The sequence below is a fragment of the Nocardia sp. NPDC051030 genome (assembly GCF_040683015.1).
Lineage (GTDB): Bacteria > Actinomycetota > Actinomycetes > Mycobacteriales > Mycobacteriaceae > Nocardia.
In genome coordinates this window covers 354,008-373,072 of sequence record NZ_JBFBCD010000006.1, presented here as the reverse complement: position 1 = coordinate 373,072, position 19,065 = coordinate 354,008, and the positions used below count along the sequence as shown (strand labels likewise).

19 protein-coding genes are annotated in these 19,065 nt (G+C 67.6%); 4 read left to right on the top strand and 15 right to left on the bottom strand.

The genetic code is table 11. From position 1 onward, the window contains the following. Positions 1 to 231: 231 nt before the first annotated feature. From tsaD to dapA, 6 genes are all read right to left on the bottom strand, one after another. On the bottom strand, positions 232 to 1,263 hold the full coding sequence (gene tsaD, locus AB0N05_RS22460; protein WP_364697430.1) for a tRNA (adenosine(37)-N6)-threonylcarbamoyltransferase complex transferase subunit TsaD: 1,032 nt from the start codon (positions 1,261 to 1,263) through the stop codon (positions 232 to 234). Then, positions 1,260 to 1,799 carry a ribosomal protein S18-alanine N-acetyltransferase gene (gene rimI / locus AB0N05_RS22455; protein WP_364697427.1) on the bottom strand — a complete coding sequence of 180 codons (540 nt, stop codon included), beginning with the start codon at positions 1,797 to 1,799 and terminating at the stop codon, positions 1,260 to 1,262. Before rimI ends, tsaD begins: the two co-directional genes overlap by 4 nt. Continuing rightward, a complete protein-coding gene (gene tsaB, locus AB0N05_RS22450; RefSeq protein ID WP_364697424.1) occupies positions 1,796 to 2,560 on the bottom strand; it encodes a tRNA (adenosine(37)-N6)-threonylcarbamoyltransferase complex dimerization subunit type 1 TsaB in 765 nt (254 codons plus the stop codon). Before tsaB ends, rimI begins: the two co-directional genes overlap by 4 nt. A 73-nt stretch (positions 2,561 to 2,633) precedes the next feature. Continuing rightward, positions 2,634 to 3,065: a tRNA (adenosine(37)-N6)-threonylcarbamoyltransferase complex ATPase subunit type 1 TsaE gene (gene tsaE, locus AB0N05_RS22445; protein ID WP_364697901.1), complete on the bottom strand. Its 432-nt coding sequence runs from the start codon at positions 3,063 to 3,065 to the stop codon at positions 2,634 to 2,636. Between the two features lie 20 nt (positions 3,066 to 3,085). Then, positions 3,086 to 4,237 (bottom strand): alanine racemase, encoded by a 1,152-nt coding sequence (gene alr, locus AB0N05_RS22440; RefSeq protein ID WP_364697421.1) that lies wholly within the window; start codon positions 4,235 to 4,237, stop codon positions 3,086 to 3,088. Between the two features lie 72 nt (positions 4,238 to 4,309). Further along, entirely contained in the window at positions 4,310 to 5,203 is an 894-nt protein-coding gene (dapA, locus tag AB0N05_RS22435) for a 4-hydroxy-tetrahydrodipicolinate synthase (protein WP_364697418.1), read from the bottom strand. Positions 5,204 to 5,274: 71 nt separating this feature from the next. Between dapA and AB0N05_RS22430 the strand changes: the two genes are divergently transcribed. Beyond that, on the top strand, positions 5,275 to 6,165 hold the full coding sequence (locus tag AB0N05_RS22430; RefSeq protein ID WP_364697415.1) for a LysR substrate-binding domain-containing protein: 891 nt from the start codon (positions 5,275 to 5,277) through the stop codon (positions 6,163 to 6,165). Between the two features lie 484 nt (positions 6,166 to 6,649). On the opposite strand, the gene AB0N05_RS22425 is transcribed toward AB0N05_RS22430, so the two are convergent. After that, a complete protein-coding gene (locus AB0N05_RS22425; RefSeq protein ID WP_364697412.1) occupies positions 6,650 to 8,191 on the bottom strand; it encodes an NAD(P)H-hydrate dehydratase in 1,542 nt (513 codons plus the stop codon). A 232-nt stretch (positions 8,192 to 8,423) separates the two neighbouring features. Here AB0N05_RS22425 and AB0N05_RS22420 point away from each other — a divergent pair, with 232 nt between their 5' ends. Continuing rightward, positions 8,424 to 8,846, top strand: a complete 423-nt coding sequence (locus tag AB0N05_RS22420) for a cupredoxin family copper-binding protein (protein WP_364697409.1) — start codon at positions 8,424 to 8,426, stop codon at positions 8,844 to 8,846. Positions 8,847 to 8,912: 66 nt separating this feature from the next. On the opposite strand, the gene glmS is transcribed toward AB0N05_RS22420, so the two are convergent. Beyond that, positions 8,913 to 10,781, bottom strand: coding sequence for a glutamine--fructose-6-phosphate transaminase (isomerizing) (gene glmS / locus AB0N05_RS22415; RefSeq protein ID WP_364697406.1), 1,869 nt, complete (start codon positions 10,779 to 10,781; stop codon positions 8,913 to 8,915). Between the two features lie 101 nt (positions 10,782 to 10,882). Here glmS and AB0N05_RS22410 point away from each other — a divergent pair, with 101 nt between their 5' ends. Continuing rightward, complete coding sequence (locus AB0N05_RS22410) at positions 10,883 to 11,746, top strand: dienelactone hydrolase family protein (RefSeq protein ID WP_364697403.1); 864 nt, start codon at positions 10,883 to 10,885, stop codon at positions 11,744 to 11,746. A 236-nt stretch (positions 11,747 to 11,982) separates the two neighbouring features. Here the strand turns inward: AB0N05_RS22410 and AB0N05_RS22405 are convergent, their stop codons facing one another. From AB0N05_RS22405 to AB0N05_RS22390, 4 genes are all read right to left on the bottom strand, one after another. Then, complete coding sequence (locus tag AB0N05_RS22405) at positions 11,983 to 13,695, bottom strand: hypothetical protein (RefSeq protein WP_364697401.1); 1,713 nt, start codon at positions 13,693 to 13,695, stop codon at positions 11,983 to 11,985. Beyond that, entirely contained in the window at positions 13,692 to 14,012 is a 321-nt protein-coding gene (locus AB0N05_RS22400; protein ID WP_364697398.1) for a hypothetical protein, read from the bottom strand. The genes AB0N05_RS22405 and AB0N05_RS22400 overlap by 4 nt, the downstream gene beginning before the upstream one ends. A gap of 32 nt (positions 14,013 to 14,044) precedes the next feature. Continuing rightward, a complete protein-coding gene (locus tag AB0N05_RS22395) occupies positions 14,045 to 14,353 on the bottom strand; it encodes a DUF6802 family protein (protein ID WP_364697395.1) in 309 nt (102 codons plus the stop codon). 103 nt (positions 14,354 to 14,456) lie between these two features. Then, complete coding sequence (locus tag AB0N05_RS22390; RefSeq protein ID WP_364697392.1) at positions 14,457 to 14,657, bottom strand: PspC domain-containing protein; 201 nt, start codon at positions 14,655 to 14,657, stop codon at positions 14,457 to 14,459. A 116-nt stretch (positions 14,658 to 14,773) separates the two neighbouring features. Here AB0N05_RS22390 and AB0N05_RS22385 point away from each other — a divergent pair, with 116 nt between their 5' ends. Continuing rightward, positions 14,774 to 16,417, top strand: coding sequence for an ABC-F family ATP-binding cassette domain-containing protein (locus AB0N05_RS22385; protein ID WP_364697388.1), 1,644 nt, complete (start codon positions 14,774 to 14,776; stop codon positions 16,415 to 16,417). Between the two features lie 68 nt (positions 16,418 to 16,485). On the opposite strand, the gene glmM is transcribed toward AB0N05_RS22385, so the two are convergent. The 3 genes from glmM to rplM form a co-directional block, all read right to left on the bottom strand. Further along, entirely contained in the window at positions 16,486 to 17,853 is a 1,368-nt protein-coding gene (gene glmM / locus AB0N05_RS22380; protein ID WP_364697386.1) for a phosphoglucosamine mutase, read from the bottom strand. 167 nt (positions 17,854 to 18,020) lie between these two features. Then, on the bottom strand, positions 18,021 to 18,542 hold the full coding sequence (gene rpsI / locus AB0N05_RS22375) for a 30S ribosomal protein S9 (protein WP_364697382.1): 522 nt from the start codon (positions 18,540 to 18,542) through the stop codon (positions 18,021 to 18,023). Next, positions 18,539 to 18,982: a 50S ribosomal protein L13 gene (gene rplM, locus AB0N05_RS22370; RefSeq protein ID WP_364697379.1), complete on the bottom strand. Its 444-nt coding sequence runs from the start codon at positions 18,980 to 18,982 to the stop codon at positions 18,539 to 18,541. Before rplM ends, rpsI begins: the two co-directional genes overlap by 4 nt. Positions 18,983 to 19,065 lie beyond the last annotated feature (83 nt).

Genomic DNA, 19,065 nt, shown 5'->3' with positions numbered 1-19,065 from the left:
TTCTACCCCTGAGACGCGCAGCGGCGAGGCCTTGAGAGGCCTTCGCGGCTGCGCGTTGGTGTTTGTTCTTGTGTCTTTTGTTGTTGGTCCCGGAACGGGACCACAACCTTTCAGCCAGGCCGGAATCGGCGGCCGACGGCACCCGATGGGGGAGCCAAAGCCGGGTACGGCAGGCGACGCAACCACGTTACTTCTTTTCCCGCTTTACCCCAGCCCGGGATGTACGAGCGGTCAGAGTTGGCTGGTGGAGACCGGCAGGCCGGGGTCGGTGGCCACTGTCAGCGCGGAAGGCTTTGCGCCGCCGGCTATTACGTGTGCGCCTAGGGTGGCGATCATGACGCCGTTGTCGGTGCAGAGGCGGGGCTTGGGGACTCGGAGGGTGAGACCGGCTGCGGTGCAGCGTTCTTCGGCCAACGAGCGGATTCGGGAGTTCGCGGTTGCGCCGCCGCCCAGGACGATCGTGTCCACGCCGAGGTCTTGGGCAGCTCGGACGGCCTTCATGGTGAGGACGTCCGCGACGGCCTCCTGGAAGGACGCGGCGATATCGGGGATGGGGAGGTCGCGGGCCTCGCGTTGGGCCGCTTCGACATAGCGGGCCACCGCGGTTTTGAGGCCGGAGAACGAGAAGTCGTAGCGGGCGTCGCGGGGGCCGGTCATGCCGCGCGGGAAGGCGATGGCGTGCGGATCACCTTCGGAGGCAAGGGCATCCAGGACCGGTCCACCCGGGTAGCCGAGGCCGAGGAGGCGGGCAACCTTGTCGAAGGCCTCGCCCGCCGCATCGTCGACGGTGCTGCCGAGTTCGACGATCGGCTGGGAGAGGTCGGTGACCTTCAGCAGGTGGGTGTGGCCGCCGGAGACCAGGAGGGCGACGGCCGGAGGCAGCGGGCCGTGTTCGAGGGTGTCCACGGCCACGTGGCCGCCGAGATGGTTGAGGGCGTAGAACGGGATATCCCACGCTGCCGCATAGGCTTTCGCGGCAGCCACGCCTACCAGCAGGGCACCGGCGAGGCCGGGACCGATGGTGACGGCGAGGGCGTCGGGCTTGTCGATGCCCGCGGCCGCCAGCGCGCGGCGCATGGCGGGGACGATGGCCTCGAGGTGGGCGCGGGACGCGATTTCCGGGACCACGCCGCCGAAGCGGGCGTGCTGGTCGACGCTCGAGGCGACCTCGTCGGCGAGTAGTTCGCAGCTGCCGTCCGGCAGATGGCGGACGATGCCGACTCCTGTTTCGTCGCAGGAGCTTTCGATACCCATGACGATCATGACCGGACCTCGGGTGGGAGCAGGGCGGAATCTTCTTCTGCGGCAGAACCGTTGAGCAGGTCCTGCGGGAATCCGGCGGTGACGGGGCGGCGCATGGTGTACGCGTCCGCGCCGCTGGGCTGGTAGTAGCTCTTGCGCAGGCCGATGATGTGGAAGCCGTGCTTCTCGTACATGGCGATGGCGGGCGCGTTGTCGGTGCGCACTTCCAGGAATACCGGGCCGCCGCGCTGATCGGCCTCGGCCAGCAGGGCTTCCAGCAGACGGGTGCCGACACCGCCGCGATGCAATGCGGGATCCACGCCGATGGTGTGGATTTCGGCTTCGGGGTGTTCGGCGGTGCCGAGCAGGGCGATTCCGGCGTAACCGATCATGCGGTCGTCGGCGTCGCGGGCGGTGATGTAGCGGTTGTGCGGGCCCGCGAGTTCCGACAGGAACGACACCTCATGCCAGGGGTCGTCCTCGGGGAACAGGAGCTGTTCGAGCTCGGCGCAGCGCGACACATCGGCCGGCCGCATCGATTCGATGCGGAGGGTCATCGCCCCACCTGCGCATAGCTCCGCTCGACGGCGTCGGGACGGCGCAGGTACAGCGGCACCAACGGTTCGGGGGTGACGCCCGCGAGCAGATCGGCGGCGGCACAGCGCACCAGACCGGCGGGGGACGGAGTCTCCACCGGCAGCACCGGGAGATCGAAATAGTCGACGTGCGAGGCCGAACCGGCGATCACAGTCGCAGCGGCGGGGTCGAGATCCGCGGGCTTGCTCACTTCGGGGCCTTCGACGCGGCCCCCGGAGTGCGCGTCAAGCCCGGAGGCGGCAGCCTGCGTAACCACGGAGGGCTCCGCGGACTCCGAAGTGGGCAGAGCGCGGTAGCGGGCCCAGTACACCTCGCGGCGGCGGGCATCGGTAACGACCAGCAGTTCGACCGGTTCGGCCGGGTCGCGCAGGTAGCTTTCGGTGTCGGCGGCAATGGCGTCGAGGCTGCACACGCCGTGCACCGGCACACCGAGGGCGTCACCGAAGGCGGCGGCGGTGGCCAGGCCCACTCGTAGCCCGGTGAACGGGCCGGGCCCGATTCCGGCGACGACGGCATCGATGTCGCTGCGGGACCGGCCGGATTCGGCGAGGCAGGCCAGGATTTGCGGGGTCAGCACCTCGTTGTGCGCGCGTGCGTCCACGGTCACCTTGGAGATGATCGTGGTGATGCGGGGTGCGGTTGCCCCGGCGTCAGCCGGTTCCAGTTCCACCAGTCCCGCTGTAACAGCGGGGGTCGCGGTGTCGACAGCGAGGATAAGCATGATTGTCCTTACGATACCGGGTGGTAGCGGCCACTTCGGTGTCGCGTGCTGTGTGCGCCCGCACCCCCACCTGCTAGTTGGCGGCGATCCATTCCCATTCGGCGGTGCGCACGTCGGACTCGGGTTCGCGGCGGAGCTGCACGCGCAGGTGACGGTCCGACAGGTGCTCGACCACTCCGGTACCCCATTCGACCACCACGACCGCATGATCGAGGTCGGTGTCCAGGTCGAGGGCGTCGAGTTCATCGAGATCGCCGCCGAGGCGGTAGGCGTCCACATGCACCAGCGCGACCGCGCCCGGATGCGATCCGGCGCGATGCTGGCGGGCAATGATGAAAGTCGGTGAGCTGACCCGTCCTTCGACGCCGAGACCAGCGGCGATGCCACGGGTGAGTGCGGTTTTGCCCGCGCCCAGCGGACCGTCCAAGACCACCAGGTCACCGGCTTGCAGCTGATCCGCGAGCTCCCGGCCGAGGGTTTCGGTGTCCTCGACGGTGGGGAGCATGCGGTGGCCGCGCGCGTCGCTCACTGGTTCACTCCGAGATTGCTGTCTCCGACATAGCTGCGCACGGTGCGGCCGCGCGGTGAGCACACGACTTCGTAGTGGATGGTGCCGAGTGTGTCTGCCCACTCTTGTGGGTGTGTGACGCCCGCCTCGCCGCCGAACAGGATGGCCTCATCACCCTCGCGCACACCGGACTCGTTCTCGCCGAGGTTCACCAGGAACTGGTCCATGCAGATGCGGCCGACATTCGGGCGAAGTTCGCCGCCCACCCACACCGAGAACCGGCCGCCCAGGATCCGAGAGACGCCGTCGGCGTACCCTGCGGGAATCAGGGCCACGGTGGTGTCGCGGTCGGCGGTCCACTCATGCCCGTAGGAGACGCCCTCGCCGGCGGCGACCCGCTTCACCAGGGCGACGCGGGCGCGGAAGGTCATGGCGGGGCGCAAACCGAAATCGGAGATCTCCGGAGTCGGCGAAAGACCGTATGCCGCAATGCCGGGACGCACCATGTCGAAGGCCAGATCCGGGCGAGTCAGGGTGGCAGCCGAATTCGCCAGGTGCACCAGCTCGGGTTGCAGACCGTGGTCCTTGGCGGTGGCGATGAAATCCAGGAAGCGATCGCGCTGCATGTCATTGACCGGATGCTGCGGCAGATCGGCGTTGGCGAGGTGCGAGAAGATCGCGCGGAAGCGGACCGTGCCGTCGGCGACCAGTCGCTTCAATAGCTCCAGTACCAGCGGATACTCGATCTGCGAGATGCCATTGCGGTTGAGTCCGGTATCGACCTTGAGCGAAACCGTCGCGGACTGCCCGAGCCGCCGGGCCGCGTCCGCCACCGATTCCAGATGCGCGACCGAGGACACCGCGATCTCGATATCCGCGGCAATAGCACGGCCGAAATCGGCGTCGGAATTATTGAGCCAGCACAGGATCGGCGCTTCGATACCGGCGGTACGCAGGGCCACCGCCTCGTCGAGCGTGGTCACGCCCAACTCCCGCGCACCCGCGGCAATGGCCGCCCGGCCTACCTCGACCGCGCCGTGGTTGTAGCCGTCGGCCTTCACGACCACCATCACGGCGGCGTCACCGGCGTGCTGGGCCAGAATCCGCACATTGTGGGCGATGGCGTTCAGATCTATGACGGTCTCAACCTGTGGGTCGGGGTTGTTCACCTTTCCGATCCTGCCATCCGCGCCGCCGCGACCCGGATCACACCCGGTCCCGGGTCGTAGCGTGCGCCGCAGTCAGGCTATGGGAGCTACCGAGACCGAGGCGAGTGCGGTGAGGGCGGCGGATACGGAGGCCTCGGACGCGGCGAGCAGGGGGAGGCGCACATCGGGCGTGGGAATGCGGCCCCGGGCGGCCAGGACTCCTTTCAGGACAGTGGGATTCGGCTCGGCGAACAGGGCGGCGGCGAGGGGAGCCAGGCGATTGCCGAGGTCGCGGGCCTGATCGAGAGGGCCGGAGCGCCAGGCGGCGATCAGCTCGGCGTAGGCGGCGGGGGCGACATTCGAGCAGGCCAGGATTGCGCCGGAGGCCCCGAGGGCGAGCAGGGGTGCGGCGTACAGGTCGTCGCCTGCCAGGACTGAGGTGTGGGCGGGGACTCGGCCGAGGAAGGCGATCGCGGTGTCGTCGATGCCGCCGGTCGTGTATTTGAAACCGGCGACATTCGGCAATTCGGCTAGGCGGCACAGGGTTTCGGCTGTGAGCGGGCGGCCGGTGCGGTACGGAATGTGGTAGATGATCAGCGGTACGGGGCTGGCGGCGGCCAGGTGGCGGAAGTGCTCTACGACGCCGTTCTCGGAGGGGCGGGTGTAGTAGGGGACGACGGCTAGCGCGGCCGAGACGCGGGGGTCGAGCGCGGACAGGGTTCGCACCGAATCAGCGGTGGAATTCGATCCGGCTCCGGCGATCAGCGGGACTCCGCGTTCTTGGCATACGTCCGCGCAGATGTCGAGAACTCGGCGCCGTTCGTCTTCGGTGAGTGTTTCGGGTTCGCCGGTGGTGCCCAGCGCGACTAGCCCGGCCGCGCCCGCATCGAGGGACTCGTGGGCAAGACCGGCCAAGGCTTCCTCGGCGATCTCGCCTGTGGCGGTGAACGGCGTGATCAGGGGCACGAACAATCCGGTGAATGTCATGGCTACCAGCCTGGTCGGGGCGGGCCTTCAGGACCAGTTCAGGTTCCTGCACTCGAGCGTAAGCTGAGCTGATGCTCGATGTTCGCCGCCTGCGGCTGCTCCGTGAGCTTGCGCATCGCAAAACCATCGCGGCTGTGGCTGACGCCCTCACCTACACGCCGTCCGCGGTCTCGCAGCAGCTCACTGCGCTGGAACGCGAAGCGGGCGTCCCGCTGCTGGAACGCACCGGCCGCAGCGTGACACTCACCCCGGCCGCGGTCCGCTTGGTCGAACACACCGAGACCATCCTCGCGACTCTCGAACAGGCGGCCGCCGAATTGGCCACCGCTCGAACCGAACTCACCGGCACGCTCCGAATCGGAGCGTTTCCGACGGCCGTCCGCACCATCCTGTCCCCGGCCCTGGTCAGCCTCAGCCGAGCCCATCCTCACCTGGAACTTCTTGTCACCGAGCTGGATCCGGCTGCGGCACCTGCCGCCCTCCGCGCCGAGACACTCGACATCGCGCTGGTTCAGGAATACGACTACGTTCCCGTCGACCCCGACCCCGGACTGGACACCGAACCGCTCCTCCAGGAAACCGTCTATCTGGCCACTCTGGCCTCACCCGAGTCCTCGGCAGCCACCTCGGACCCGCTTGCCGCACACCGTGATTCCTTCTGGATCGCGGGTACCCCGGGAACCCTCTGCCACGCCATGACCGTCCGAGCCTGCCGCGCAACGGGATTCACCCCCCGAATCCGCCACCACGCCGACGACTTCGGCACCGTCCTGGCACTGGTAGCCGCAGGCCAAGGCGTAGCCCTGGTCCCCGAACTGGGCATCCACACCCTCCCACCCGAAATCGCCCTCACCCCACTGCAAACCCACCGCCGCACCCACCTCGCCTACCGCCGAGGCACCGCCCACCACCCGACCATCGCCGCAGCGCGCGCCGCACTCCAGGCCGCCGTCGGAGAGTGACCCTCCCTGGGCTGGGGTAGAGCGGGAAAAGAAGTAGCGTGGTTGCGTCGCCTGCCGTACCCGGCTTTGGCTCCCCCATCGGGTGCCGTCGGCCGCCGATTCCGGCCTGGCTGAAAGGTTGTGGTCCCGTTCCGGGACCAAACCCCAAAGAACAAAAGACACAAGAACAAACACCAACGCGCAGCCGCGAAGGCCTCTCAAGGCCTCGCCGCTGCGCGTCTCAGGGTAGAACACGTTCAGTGGGACATGAGGCTGGGGTAAACGGACAAAACCCCGGCTCATGTCCCCCTCGACGAACAGGCCACGCCGACACGCCGACGACACACCAGGACCGGGCCCGCTCGGGTTGTCTCGAGTCTTGTGTCTTTGGGTTCTTTCTCTTCTTGTCCGGGCGGCTTTGTCTTTTGTTCTTGTGTCTCTTGATCTTTGGCCTACCGGACAAAACCCCTGCTTATGTCCCCCTCGATGGAGAGAGTGGGTGAGGTCAGTTGGGGGCGGCGAGTTCGCGGAGGGTGGCTATTGCTTGGCGGACGTGGGAGAGCAAGGGGGTGGCGGAGATTGGGGCGCCTGCGGGGGTGGATTCGTGGGCGGCGAGGTTGGCGGCTAGGGCGTGGGCTCGGGCTGCGGCGGGGGCTGCGAGGAAGGGGGGGAGGTTGGTGGAGAGGAGGGCGGCGAGGATGCCGGAGAGGACGTCGCCGGAACCGGCTGTGGCGGCCCAGGATGCGCCTGCTTCGTTGACGATTACGGGGGCTCCGGGGGTGGCGATCAGGGTGGCGCGGCCCTTCAGGAGGACTGTGACCTGCCAGGAGTCGGCTAGTTTGCGGACTGCGGCTACACGGTCGGGGGCGGGGTCGGAGCCTGTGAGGCGGGCGAATTCACCGGCGTGGGGGGTCAGGACTGTCGGGGCGGTGCGGCCGGTTACGAGGCCCGGGTTCTTGGCGAGCAGGGTGAGGCCGTCGGCGTCGACTACGACGGGGAGGTCGGTGGCGAGGATTTCGGCGAGGCGATCCAGGGCGGCGGGGTCGGTGCCTGCGCCGGGGCCGAAGACCCAGGATTGGACTCGGCCGGTGGCGGAAATGGATTCGGCGGCAATCACTTCCGGGTAGTGGGCGAGGACCTGGGGTGCGGCGGTGCCTGTGTAGCGCACCATGCCGGAGGTGGCGGCTATTGCGCCGCCGGTGCAGAGGACCGCTGCGCCGGGGTAGGTGCCGCTGCCGGCGCAGACGCCTGTTACGCCCTGGGTGTATTTGTCGTCGGCCGCGCCGGGGACGGGCCAGGCGGCACCTACCGAGCGTGGATCCATTGCCAGCAGATTCGCTGAGGGTAGTTGTAAGCCTATGGGCACCAGTTCGATTCGCCCGCAGTGCGCGGCTGCCAGGGCGTGTACCGGCTTGTGCGCGCCGAAGGCTACGGTCACCTCTGCGCGGACGGCGGGGCCGGATACGGCTCCGGTGTCGGGGTCCACGCCGCTCGGCAGGTCGGCGGCGATGATCGGGCTTCGCACGCCCGCAACCACTTCGGCCGCCACCGGGCGGAGCGGTCCGCGCCCGGAAATACCTACGATGCCGTCGACGACCAGGTCGGGCGCGCCGAGCAGATCGCGGACAGGCTGGGGCACATGGGTCGACACCCTTACCCGCAATATCGCGCCGGGGTCTTCCTCCAACTCCTCGACGGTGGCGGGGGCGGCGCAGATTCGGCCGCCCGCGCGCTGGAGTGCTGCCAGCCCGGCCGTGTGGACACGCTCGGGTGCGAACAGGATGGCCCGTACGGCGACTCCGCGGCGGCGCAGGAAGGATCCCGCCCACAGCGCGTCGCCGCCATTGTCGCCGGAGCCGACGAGCAGGGTCACGCTGCGCCCGGCCACTCCGCCGGTGCGCGCCCGCAATTCCCGCGCCACCACATCGGCGAGCCCGAAGGCGGCGCGCCGCATGGGCATTCCCTCCGGAACCCGGGTGAACAGCTCCGCCTCCGCGGCCCGCACCTCATCGGCCGTGTAATACCCGCGTACCGCCGATGCGGTCATGCTGCGCCTCCCGCGACTAGGACTCCACGGACCCACCGCCCGCGTACCTGCGACGACAGCAGATTACGCCGCGCGCCATCCCCCCTGGTCGCGAAGTCGCGCCGATCAGGTGTGAGGGAGCTCTGGCGGAGTCGAATGTCCGAATTCGCCACCACCAGAGCTCCCTCGGCCGCTCGGCGTCGGGGGGCGGCCCGCGAATTGCCTGCTAACGGTGGCGGTTACCCTGGCTGGCATGTCAATCCGCCGCTTCTCGTCTGTGCGTGCCCTGTTCCTTGTGACCGTGGTTGCCGGGGCGCTGGTCGCCGGTGGATGTGGGTCGGACAAGTCGACCAGCACCGCTTCCACTACTTCGGTGGCGGCTTCCACCTCGGCGGGCCCGGCATCGGGGCCGCGTACGCCTGCCACGGTGACGGTGGAGGTCGCCGATATGAAGTTTTCTCCGGCTGCGCTTACGGTCAAGGCCGGGGATGTCGTGACCTGGAAGTTCTCCGATAGCAAGCCGCATGCGGTGCAGGGGATCGGGGATGTGGCGCTGGGCATCAACAGTCCGATCATCACCAAGGGGCAGTGGAGTTACACCTTCACCACTCCGGGTGTGTTCCGGTACCTGTGCCCGCTGCATCCGGATATGAAGGGGACGGTCACCGTCGAATAGGACGGGTCGGAACGAGAGAGCCCCGCAGTCTCCGATGAGGTGCGGGGCTCTTTGCTGTTCGATGGCCTACTCGACCGTCACCGACTTCGCCAGGTTGCGCGGCTTGTCCACGTCGTAGCCGCGGGCCTGGGCCACCTCGGCGGCGAAGATCTGGAGGGGGACGGTGGACAGGAGCGGCTGGTAGAGGGTTGGGGCCGACGGGATTTCGATGAGATCGTCGGCGAAGGGGCGGACGGTGTCGTCACCTTCCTCGGCGATGACGATGGTGCGCGCGCCGCGGGCCTGGATCTCACGGATATTGCTGAGCATCTTGGAGTGCAGGACCGGGCGGCTCTTCTGGGAGGGCATGACGACGATGACCGGGAGGCCGTCCTCGATCAGGGCGATCGGGCCGTGCTTGAGTTCACCAGCGGCGAAGCCCTCGGCGTGCATGTAGGCCAATTCCTTGAGTTTCAGCGCGCCTTCGAGGGCGACCGGGTAGCCGACATGGCGGCCCAGGAACAGGACTGTCGGGACGTGTGCGAGCTGGCGGGCGAGGGCGCGCACCTGGGGGCCCGATTCGAGTACGCGCTCAACGAGTTTCGGCATGGCCTCCAGCTCGGCGAATTCGCGGGCCACCTCGTCGGGGTATTTGGTGCCGCGGGCCTGCGCGAGGGCCAGGCCGACCAGGTAGTTGGCGGTGATCTGGGCGAGGAACGCCTTGGTGGAGGCGACACCGATCTCGGGGCCGGTGCGGGTGTAGAGAACGGCATCGGATTCGCGGGGGATCTGCGCGCCATTGGTATTGCAGATGGCCAGGACTCGGGCCTTCTGGCCCTTGGCGTGGCGAACCGCTTCCAGGGTGTCCGCGGTTTCGCCGGATTGGGAGATGGCGATCACCAGGGTGGAGCGGTCCAGAATCGGGTCGCGGTAACGGAATTCACTGGCCAGTTCGACCTGCACGGGCAGACGGGTCCAGTGTTCGATGGCGTACTTGGCGAGCAGGCCCGCGTGATACGAACTGCCGCAGGCGACCACGAACACCTTGTCGAATTCGCGCAGCTCCTGGTCGGCGAGGCGCTGCTCGTCGAGAATGATGCGGCCGTCGGCGAAGTGGCCGATGAGCGTATCCGCGACACCGGCGGGCTGCTCCTCTATCTCCTTGAGCATGAAGTAGTCGTGGCCGCCCTTCTCGGCGGCGGCCAGATCCCAGTCGATGGTGAACGGGCGGGTTTGCACACCGTCGGTCTCGCCGTGGAAATCGGTGACGCGGTAGGTGTCGGCGGTGATGACAACCGCCTGATCCTGGCCGAGTTCCACGGCTTCTCGCGTGTGTTCGATGAAGGCGGTCACATCGGAGGCGATGAACATCTCGCCTTGGCCGACGCCGACCACGAGCGGGGTGGAGCGGCGGGCGGCGATGATCGTGTCCGGGTGGTCGGCGTGCGTGAAGACCAGGGTGAACGCGCCCTCCAGGCGGCGGACCACCGAGAGTGCGGAGGCGACGAAATCGCCTGCGGTCTCGCCGGAGGCGTAGGCGCGGGAGACCAGGTGAACGGCTACCTCGGTGTCGGTGTCGCTGCCGAGTTCGATCCCGGCATCCTCGAGTTCGCGGCGCAGGGGGGCGAAGTTCTCGATGATGCCGTTGTGCACCACGGCGACCCGGCCCGCCAGATCCCGGTGCGGGTGGGCATTGCGGTCGGTCGGCGCGCCGTGCGTGGCCCAGCGGGTGTGGCCCATGCCGGTGCTGCCCGCGAAACGTGCCGTGCCGGATTCGGCCAATTCTGCTTCCAGATTCGCCAGGCGGCCCGCCTTGCGCTCCACGGCGAGGCCCCCGACGCCGTCCAGGATTGCCACCCCCGCGGAGTCGTAACCTCGATATTCCATGCGGCGCAACGCGTCCACGACGACGCCGAGCGCATCCCGGTACCCCACATACCCCACGATTCCGCACATGGGGCACCAGCCTAACCGTGCTCGTGAAGCACATGAACCCGAGTGGGATCAGGACTGGGCGAAACGCCCCAACGACATCTGGATCGGATAGGTTCTACGTCGTGTCGGCGTCTGTGAAATCGCTCCTGAGCACCCTGACCGCCCGCGGCCCCCATCAGGTGCTGCGCGGCAACCTCGGCATCGCCGGGCAGCCGGGTGTGGTGTACACCCCCGCGAAGGGGCTGAACCTGCCCGCGGTGGCCTTCGGGCACGGGTGGCTGGCCGGGGCCGGGAACTACCGCCGACTACTGGAACACCTGGCCTCGTGGGGTTACGTCGCCGCCGCGCCCGACACCGAGCGCGGCCCGATCCCCTCCCACCTGAACCTGGCCACCGATCTCCTCACCACCCTCGACATCTGCGCGGGCGTGCGACTGGGCGTCGGCGATATCAGCGTCCACCCGAAGAAACTGGCCCTGGTCGGTCACGGCATGGGCGCGGGCGCGGCCGTAATCGCCGCCTCCCAACGCGAGGTAGCCGCGGTGGCGGCCCTGTTCCCGTCCCCCACGGCTCCCTCCGCCGAAGCCCTGGCCCCGAATATCGACATCCCCGCCCTGATCCTCACCGGCGCGGAGGACAAGGACTCGGTCAGCTCCAACGCCATCCCCCTGGCCGCCGCCTGGGGCGAAGGCACCATCCTCCGCTCCCTCGACCGCGCCTCCCACAATGGCATGGTCGAAGGCCGCCGAGCCCTGGCCGCCCTCGGCGCAGGCAAACACGAACCCAAAACCGAACGCCTCACCCGAGCCCTCCTGGTCGGCTACCTCAACTACCAAGTCCTCGGCGACAAAAAATACAAGCCCTTCGCCGACCCCGAAGCCCTCATCCCCCACACCCAGGTCGTCGACCCCAACGCCATCGACGAAGAGCCCGAACAGCCCCAAAAGCTCCCCATCCTCCAACTGGTCCAAGCCCTCCGCAAGTAACCTCGCACCTCTTTCGGCACGCCCCCTCTGCGGGTCATCCTCAGTCTGGGCGTGCCTAACAAAAGAGACGCGAATCGTGGGCGTCAGCGTCCGGTGGGAGCAGAGCCCTGGCGGATTTCCGGCCGATCGTTGAAATCCGCTGGTACGCGGCCTCTTCGCTTAGAACGCATGCTCGGCGGGATCACCCGCAACGGGGTGTCCGCCCAGCTGGAGGGGTGCGCCCTGGGCGATGGTGGTCAGGGGGTTGCCGACTCCGGGATCTCGGGGATTTCCACACCCCCATCCGGGATTTCGACGGATGGGTCGCTGCCGCCCATGGGCGGCAATGGGTTCCGAGGGGCATCCGGACTGTCGGATAAGTCGGGATCGGTCGCCGGAGGTGACGAGGGACCGGCGGGAGGCGGCACGGCGTCTGGCGGCGAGGAGACGTCGTTCTCGGCTGGGGGCGTGCACTTCTCGGGGTCGGTGCCGTTCGGGGGTGGCTCACAAGCTTCGGGTGGGACTGCGGCGTCGGCGGGTGGCAGCACGCAATTCGGTGGCGGGGCAGCGTCGTTCGGGGGTGGCGTGGCGCTGTCCGGATTCGGTGCAATGCCGTCGGCGGGCGGGGTCTGGCCATCCGAGAGCGTCGGATCAGGGGTCTGCTCTGGTGCGGGCAGAGGGCAACCTGTGGGCGGTGATCCGTCCGGTGGTGGTGGGTCATTCGGATCGCTCGGCGGATCTGCCTGGTCCGTGGGCGGGTTCTCGGTCGGCGGAGGGTCTTCTCCCGGTGCGGGATCGGAGGTTGGGTCCTGCGCGCCCAGGAGGTCGGTGAGGGAGCCGAGTTTGGTGAGGTCGAGGCTCGAGAGGGTAGTGACGAGGGAGCGGATGAGGTCGGTGAGGCCCGTCGTGGCTTCCGAGGTCAGATCGGGTGCCGGGTCGCTCGAGGGTTCGGGACGCGAGAGCGATTGTGGCTGTTCCGTAGCCGGGGCTGCGGAGCCGGATGAGGGCGCGGTCTCGGCCAAGGAGGATTCGTCAGAAGTCGAAGTCTGGGGGTTCGAGTATGGCTGCGCTCGACCGGAATCCGGCGTGGATGCTCGGGGCTGCGCGTAATCCGGGGCGGACTGTGCAGGGAACGACGCCCACGGTGACGATGCTTGTGACTGGTCCGCCGACTGGGGTTGCCAGGTCGATTGCGGTTGGGTGGGCAGGTATGGCTGCGGTGAACGTGCTTGGGGGGACGTTGATTCGAGGGCGGGTGGCGAGGCTGGGATGAGCAGGTCTGAGGGTTGGGGGTAGGGGAGGTCCAGGACTCGGGTCAGGGTGGTGATGACCGTTTCGTAGTGGGATTCGAAGGCCTGGTTGGTGGTTGTGCAGGTGGCGGTGAAGGTGTCGAGTTTGTGTTCTACGTCGGGTTTGAAGACCTTGGTGAGCCAGTCGGAGGTGTCATCGGCGATCAGGGCTTCGATCTCGGCGGGAGTTCGGCCGTCGATGGTGGGTTCGGCTGCGCCATTATCTGTTCGGGGAAGGAGGGACAGGGTGTCCTCGGCCTTGGTGAGTACCGCTTGGCGGAGGGGGGTTGCTATGGCGGCGAGGGCGGTGGTGGCGGTTCGGGCGGTGTCGAGGTCGTCGCGGGCTCGGCGGAGTTGGGTGGAGAGGACGGTGAGTGCTTCCGCGCCGGTGCCGCCGGTCCAGGCGGCGGGCAGGGCGTGGGTCACGCGTTGGTAGGCGGACCATTGGGTTTCGGCGGCGGTGAGGGCCTGCTCCATGTGGTTGCGGGCCGAATCCAATGCGGCGAGGTCGGTATTGCGCTGCTCGTCGTAGACGGCTTGCAGGGTGGGGAGACCTTTGATGCGAGGTGAGCAGCCGAAGGCCTTTTCGTAGAGGGGGAGGAAGTGCTCCCAGTACTGGAGGCCGGGCGCGCCGTAGTCGAGGATTTCGTCGATGGACTTGCCACCGGGGTCGAAGGTCATGGCTGCACCGCCGTGACGGCCGCGGCACGGTCGGCGTCTATGCGGTCGTATTCCTTTGCCGCGCTGTCGAATACGGCGGAGGTGGTGGCTGCGGCCGTCGACCAGTTGCGCAGGCAGGCAGCTATGTGTTCGAAGCCGGTGTGGATGGCCGCGCCCTGCTTCGAATAGTTGCGGCCCGCTTGGTCATTGCCGATTCCGAAGGCGTGCTCGGTGACCAGGCGTGCTTGTTGATCCAGTGTGGCCGAGCAGTCCCGCAGGGTTGCGGCCGCGCCGCGCAGGGCGTCGGTGTCGACGCCGAGCACGTTTGATCCACCCATGTGTCCCCCCTCGAATCCCCTGTGGCGCGCGGCTATTTGCCGAGGCGCCCCTCATCGGTGCGCACCCATTCGGTGGTGCCGTCCGAATGGTGGTGGAACTCCCATGCCGCGTAGTCCCCGCCGGTGTCCACGACGGTCACGTGATCGGCGATGCCATCGTGATCCAGATCGGTCCAGACATGCATGGCATGGTCGCTGGTGGTGGTCACGGTGTCGAGTAGCCCGTCACCATCGATGTCCTGGGTCGGGTGCTCTAGTTCGATGGCACCGAGGGCACCCAGTTCCGAGTGGGCGTCGAGATTCGGCAGATCAAGACCCGGCAGATCACCTGATGTGACCATGTATGCGCTCCTCCGCAGTGACGTGGCTACCATCCTGTCACTCCCGGTCGGAGCGCACAGCCCCTTCCATGCCGATTGTGGATAACTCTGCGCGTGTGGATATTCAGCGCTTCGGAATGATGATCCAGAGCGCGATGTAGAGGATGAACTGCGGTCCGGGCAGCAGACAGGACAGCACGAACAGCAGTCGGACGATATTGGCGTTCCAGCCCAGATATTCGGCGATACCGCCGCAGACGCCGGCGATCCACTGATCGTCGGGCGAACGGCGAAGCTGCTTGCTGGTGGTGATCGGAGTTGTCATACCTCCACTCTGCTGATCGCGATCTCATCGCACATCGGTCCCCTGACCTATTCCGACCCTGAACTTCAGTAGGGTCGGGGTCAGGGTGAAACCCCGAGCACGGCAGAATCGCCCTGGTGAGCACCACTCTGCATGCCCGTGGACTAGCCGCCGGTCACGGCGAACGCCCCCTGTTCTCCGACCTCGATCTCGTCCTGGCCCCGGGCGATGTGATCGGTCTCGTCGGCGTGAACGGGGCCGGAAAGTCGACCCTGCTGCGCATGCTGGCCGAGGGCGACGCCCCGGAGGGCGAGATCACGCTCAGCCCGCCCGATGCCACCGTCGGTTATCTGGCCCAGGAACCCGAACGGATTCCGGGCGAGACGGTGCTGGAATTCCTGCGCCGCCGGACCGGAGTCGCGGCCGCGCAGCAGGTCATGGATGACGCCGCGGAACGGCTCGCCGACGGCGGCGAGGACGAGTACTCCCCCGCCCTGGAACGTTGGCTGGCCCTCGGCGGCGCGGACCTGGAACAGCGGGCCGATGAGGTGTCGGCCGATCTCGGGCTCGCCGCCAGCCTCCCGAACGGCCTGGACACGCTGATGACGGTGCTATCCGGCGGCCAAGCCGCACGGGCGGGCTTGGCCTCAGTTCTGTTGTCGCGCTTCGATATCCTTCTTCTGGACGAGCCGACCAACGACCTGGACCTCGAAGGCCTCGCCCGCCTGGAACAGTTCGTGACGGGCGTCCGCGAACCCCTCATGGTGATCAGCCACGACCGAGAGTTCTTGGCCCGCACCGTGAATAGCATTGTCGAATTGGACCTGGCCCAGCAGCAGGTGGGCATCTACGACGGCGGCTACGAGTCGTATCTGGAGGAGCGGGAGATCGCCCGCCGCCACGCCCGCGAGGCCTACGACGAATTCGCCGACACCAAGGCGGGCCTGGAAGCGCGAGCGAACATGCAGCGCAACTGGATGGAACACGGCGTCCGCAATGCCCGCCGCAAGAGCAAGCAGGACTCCGACAAGATGGGCCGCAAGGCCCGCGCGGAATCCACCGAGAAGCAGGCCTCCAAGGTCAAGCAGACCGTCAAGCGCATCGAACGCCTCGACGCGGTGGAGGAACCGCGCAAGGAGTGGGAACTGCGCATGACCATCGCCACCGCGCCCCGCAGCGGCACGGTCGTGGCGACCCTGTCGAACGCGACGGTCACCCGCGGAGACTTCACCCTCGGCCCGATCACCATCCAGGTCGATTTCGGCGACCGCATAGTCCTCACCGGCGCGAACGGCGCAGGCAAATCCACCCTGATCTCGCTCCTACTGGGAAAAACCAAGCCGGACAGCGGATCCGCGTCATTGGGCTCGGGCGTAGCCATCGGCGAGGTCGATCAGGCCCGCGGCCTCTTCCGCGGCAATGCCACCCTCGCCGACACTTTCAGCGCCGAGGTCCCCGACTGGCCGGAAGCCGAAGTCCGCACCCTCCTGGCCAAATTCGGCCTCCGAGGCCCACACGTGTTGCGCCCCAATGACACTCTCTCCCCCGGCGAGCGCACCCGAGCCGCCCTGGCTCTGCTGCAAGCCCGGGGCGTCAATCTCTTGGTCCTGGACGAGCCCACCAACCACTTGGACCTGGTCGCCATCGAGCAACTGGAGGAAGCCGTCGAATCCTTCGACGGCACAGTCCTACTCGTCACGCACGACCGCCGCATGCTCGACACTGTCCGAGCCACCCGCCGCTGGCACATCACCGCGGGTCACCTCACCGAAGCCCACTAGCCACCAAGATCAGGGAGCTCTGGTGGTGGGAATCCGGACGAATTCCCACCACCAGTGCTCCCTCACCTCTATACGGCTGCTACGAGTTTGGCGAGGTCGTCGGCGATGCGGTTGGCGCGGTCGGGGTCGGTGGCCTCGACCATGACGCGGACGAGTTGTTCGGTTCCGCTGGGGCGCAGCAGGACTCGGCCGGTGTCGCCGAGGAGGCGTTCGGCTTCGGCCACCGCTTCCTGGACGGAGGGGGCCGAGGCTACCGCGGCCTTGTCGGAGACCGGGACGTTCACGAGGACCTGGGGGACGGTCTCGACCACCGACGCCAGATCGGCCAGGGTGCGGCCGGTTTCGGCCATGCGGGCCATGAGGCGCAGGCCGGTGAGGACGCCGTCGCCGGTGGTGCCGAATTGCGGGAAGACCACGTGCCCGGACTGTTCGCCGCCGAGGGTGAAGCCGCCGCGGCGGAGTTCCTCCAGCACGTAGCGGTCGCCGACCGCGGTGGTGCGCATGGCGATTCCGGCGTCGCGCATGGCGATGTGCAGGCCGAGGTTGCTCATGACGGTGGCTACCAGGGTCTTCTCGGCGAGGTCGCCGGACTCGGCCATGGCCATGGCGATGACCGCCATGATGGCGTCGCCGTCGACGATCGCGCCGGTCGCGTCCACGGCGAGGCAGCGGTCGGCGTCGCCGTCGAGGGCGAGGCCGATATCCGCGCCGTGCTCGCGGACGGCGCGCTGGATCTGCCCCAAATGGGTTGAGCCGCAGCCGTCATTGATATTGAGCCCGTCCGGCTCGGCGCTGATGGCGATCACGGTCGCGCCCGCCTCGCGGTAGGCGGCGGGGCCGACTTCGGAGGCCGCGCCATTGGCGCAGTCCAGCACCACGGTGATCCCGCTCAGGTCGCGCCCGGTCGCCTCGACCAGATGCTCCACATAGCGTTCATGGGTGTCGTGCAGGCTGTACGCGTCATTGGCGTCGAACAGTCGGCCGGGGTGGCCGAGCACGCGGCCGATGCCCGCGCCGATGGGGCGCGTGAACGTCCCCTCGGCGACCAGGGCTTCGATGCGGTCCTCGGCGCTGTCGTCGAGCTTGTGCCCGCCGGCCGCGAAGATCTTGATGCCATTGTCCGGCATGGGATTGTGCGAGGCGGAGATCATCACGCCGAAGCAGGCGCCATAGACGCCGGTCAGATAAGCGACCGCGGGGGTCGGCAGCACGCCCACCGAAACCACGTCCACGCCCGCGGCGGTCAGGCCCGCGGTGACGGCGGCCTCCAGCATTTCGCCGCTGGCGCGCGGGTCGCGGCCGACCACGGCGAGCGGACGCTCCTTGCCCGTGCTCAAAACCTGGGCCGCCGCGGCCGAAACGCGCAGCGCCAGTTCCGGACTCAATGAGTCGTTGGCGAGCCCGCGGACTCCATCGGTGCCGAACAAACGTCCCATAGCTCACCCCTGGTTGGTCGAAAACGCACGAGAGCAGGCACCCCAGAGATCCCCGGTGTGAACCGAAAACCGTTGCAGGGAGCCTGCTCTCGTACAGGTTGCCGTGTAAACCGTACCGTGCCCAGTGCCGCGAGGAACCGAACACGGTACAGCCATACGACGAAAAATCAGCGCTTCGAGTACTGAGGCGCCTTACGGGCCTTCTTCAGGCCGTACTTCTTACGCTCGGTGGCACGCGGGTCACGAGTCAGGAAGCCGGCACGCTTGAGGGCGGGACGATCATCCGGGGTAACCACGATCAGCGCACGCGCGATCGCCAGACGCAGCGCGCCGGCCTGACCGGACGGGCCGCCACCGACGAGACGGGCGTAGATGTCGAAGTTCTCGACACGCTCGACGGTCACCAGCGGCGACTTGACCAGCTGCTGGTGCACCTTGTTCGGGAAGTAATCCTCGATGGTGCGGCCGTTGAGCACGAAGTTGCCGGTACCCGGCACCATGCGCACGCGAACGACGGCTTCCTTGCGGCGGCCGACGGTCTGGATCGGGCGATCGATCCCGACGGGGGCGAAGGAAGCGGTGAAGTCCTCGGCCTCTGCCTCGCCCTCGTAGCCGTCCTCGTCCACAACCTCGACGGCGGTGTCCTCGACGACGAATTCTTCTTCGTTGAATTCCTCAGGAGCGGTCACTGGGCCACCTGCTTGATCTCGAACGGAATGGGCTGCTGAGCGGCATGCGGATGATTCGGGCCCGCGTAGACCTTCAGCTTGCCGATGATCTGGTTGCCGAGCTTGTTCTTCGGGATCATGCCCTTGACGGCACGCTCGACCAGACGGTCGGGGCGGGTGTCCAGGATCTGGCCCACGGTACGACCCTTCAAACCACCGGGGTGGCCGGAGTGGGTGTAGAGGACCTTGTCCTCACGCTTGTTGCCGGAGATGGCAACCTTGTCCGCATTGATGATGATGACGAAATCGCCACCATCGACGTGGGGGGCGTAGGTCGGCTTGTTCTTTCCACGCAGGATGTTCGCAGCCTGCACGGAGAGACGGCCGAGCACTACGTCAGTGGCGTCGATGACGTACCACTTGCGGGTCACGTCACCAGCCTTGGGGCTGTACGTAGGCACAGTGATTCCCTGTCTGTCGTAGGTTTTGCCAGCCAAGCGCGCGGTCGAGCGATTCCCAGCGGCTAGTGGAGACCCGGGGCTCG